2 protein-coding genes and 1 pseudogene are annotated in these 2,577 nt (G+C 60.5%); 1 reads left to right on the top strand and 2 read right to left on the bottom strand.

Translation table 11 applies throughout. The features are described 5' to 3' along the window. Positions 1–34 precede the first annotated feature (34 nt). Positions 35–730, top strand: a complete 696-nt coding sequence (locus tag ACLP9N_RS03005; RefSeq protein WP_442406003.1) for a hypothetical protein — start codon at positions 35–37, stop codon at positions 728–730. Between the two features lie 44 nt (positions 731–774). Here ACLP9N_RS03005 and ACLP9N_RS03000 read toward each other — a convergent pair. Together ACLP9N_RS03000 and ACLP9N_RS02995 are read right to left on the bottom strand one after the other, a co-directional pair. After that, positions 775–906, bottom strand: a pseudogene (locus ACLP9N_RS03000) (DUF202 domain-containing protein); the annotation flags it as partial. Between the two features lie 727 nt (positions 907–1,633). After that, on the bottom strand, positions 1,634–2,275 hold the full coding sequence (locus ACLP9N_RS02995) for a hypothetical protein (protein WP_442406002.1): 642 nt from the start codon (positions 2,273–2,275) through the stop codon (positions 1,634–1,636). Between the last annotated feature and the right edge of the window lie 302 nt (positions 2,276–2,577).

Here is a 2,577-nt window from a genome sequence, read left to right as displayed (position 1 = left end):
GGTCGAGGCTGAGCCAGTGAACAGATGAGTTGCAGTGTTCGAACGGTGGGTGGCCGAGGAAGTTCAGCACTACGAAAAGCTAGCTGGCGCAAGGGCTTTTGAGCGTCCTGTGCCGCCAATACGAATGATGCCCGGCTTGTGCTGGGTCCTACTCATCTCGCGCCTACTATCACTGGATGGCATGACCGCCGTCTGGGCGGCAACCTTGCGGGCTCATTTGCGTGGGCCCGATACCCCACCCTGGGCCGTCTCACCGATCGACAACAGCCCGTTGATGACAAACATTCGGAGAACTGGCCAGTCAGCACCGCCGCGGCTGTCCCGGCATGCGGCGTATCCCAGAACGCACATGGTTTCCGAATCGAAACCTGTCGCTCGCATTCAGATCTCGCTGTCGTCGAACGGAGAACCAGTCGCGGCCAGGGCGGAAATCGGCTACCTCCTCAAGTTGTTGTTCGACAGCTTTGATGCCGCGGCCGGTCGGCTACACGTCACCACGGCGGCGATCAGCCAGCGCATCAAAGCGCGAGAAAGCGATGAGGTACTGGCTAAGTCGGCAATTATGGCGCGAATTGTGCCCAGTTTGGCGAATCACGCGAAGCGCTACAGCCTGAAGGCCACGAGGATCAGCGCGATGGCACCCAGACCGGCGATGAAGCCGGCCATGATGCCCGCTATCGAGTACGGCATGGGTCCAACTTCTGCCCGTAGTGCTTTCATCTCCTGGTGATGCTGAATCCACGCTAGCGCTAAACCCGTAAGGCCCACCAGGATCATAATCATCCCGACGACCCAGGGACTAAGGATCGGTTCGCGACGCCTCTCATTCGTTGCGAGATACTCGAAAAACTTGAAGATTGTGAAACCAAAAGCGATCAAAGACGTACTCGTTCGGATCCAGGCCATCAGGGTTCGTTCCTGAGCCAGGCGTGTGCGTTGCGCCGCGAGACGAGTTGAGGCGTCGAGGGGTTGCTCTGCCACTCTCCAGCCTTTCCATTGAGGCGGCGGCTAGCGCCCATGTGCACCGCCCAGAACGCAACCGCCGTCACCGACGATGCCACCCCTTGGCCGAGATCGCTCCCGCTTTGGTTAAGGGACAGTACAACGTAGTTGAGGGTGCCATTCGGAAGCCTAACGGAGCCAGAGGGGTGTCCATTAGTGGTTGGAAAAGCACAGGTGCCGTCGATAACTACTTGACCTCTGGGAACACCGGGTGGCCTGAGCGATTGCCCGATCTAGACCGGACAGTTCGACTGAAGTGAGAGCCCCGGGGCGACTAGCGGTGCCGGTGCTGATTTAAGCGGACGCATCTGCCATTGGTGTCCACTCTCCTCGTGCCCGATGTGCCGAGCACGCGACCGACGCTACGCTGCTGAGCCGGACCGAAGCGGCTGCTCGCTGCTCGTACGAACTCAACCTCACCTTTCGTTAACGCTAGCGCGGCGTCGACAAGGTGTCTTCGTGACGGAGAGGGCAACCAAGCCAAATTTGATCGGGGCGGTCCCGTCGGCAGCAAGAGATAAACCACGACATGGGTCGGCGGTGGCATCAACGCGAAAGCGGCGTTATCCGTTCACAACTCGCACTCAGCGTGCGCATAGCAAGGCACCATAAGGACCTTGCACAGTCACGCTCACTCGAGGGCAGCACGCTGTTCGTCGATGTAGCCCGCGCGGAGCAAAATCAATGCGCTAACGACCAACACCCAGACGGGAAATGCCAATGTCAGCCACATAGAGACGTCGCCCGCGATGAGCAACCCGAGCGCCACGAGATAGCTGATGGCGACGAGCCACCGCGGCATCAGCCCGGTCTTGAGCCAAATGGTGGCCAGCGAAATCATGAACACCGCCGCCATCCGGATGGCGTAGGTTTTGGCGGCCGACACCACGACCATCTTGCCGAACGCGATCACCTTGACATGCGCCGCGGGATCGGTGACGCCCGCATTGGTAGCCACCAGCGCGGCGGCGACTGCGGTCGAGACGAACATCATCGCCAAAAACAGCAGACCGCTGCCTAAAAGCACCGATGCGAAGAACCGATCCTCGTAGCGTCCGAGGTTGTCCCGCACGACGCCGATGAACCACAGGAAGGTGATACCAGCGAACGGCATCAGCTTCGTCGCCGTTGAAATGCCGTCTCTTTGTGAGTCGAGCCATTCCGCCGAGTCACCCACTCCCTCTGGCATTTTCACGCGGATCAGGATCAGCGTGGCGCCGAAAAACAACGCGAACAGAACCCCGGCCACGGCCGCCGCTCGCGGCGTCGTCAACTGATGCAGGCTTGGCCCTGCTGCGTGGGCGGGACCGTTGGGTGTGGACACCTCGTCATCGTGTCAGACCCGCCGCGCCCGTGCGCGATTTCAGGTCCGGGTGCCAGGAAACCGGGCGGCAATTCAGGAATTCACTTTCGGCGTCAACGGGCTATCAGCTAGCGCCGATACGCTCGAGGTTGTCCCGAGTTCCGTGGAACTTCGGTGGCGGTCCGGTGAGCATCAGGCTGCGCTCACCTGGTCATTGTGCACGACAGGTTCGGCGGTTTCGCGTTCGAGTGCAGCGCGGACTGTGGGTAGGT

The organism is Mycobacterium sp., from assembly GCF_052144515.1.
Classification (GTDB): domain Bacteria; phylum Actinomycetota; class Actinomycetes; order Mycobacteriales; family Mycobacteriaceae; genus Mycobacterium.
This window is presented reverse-complemented; position numbering and strand designations above follow the sequence as displayed.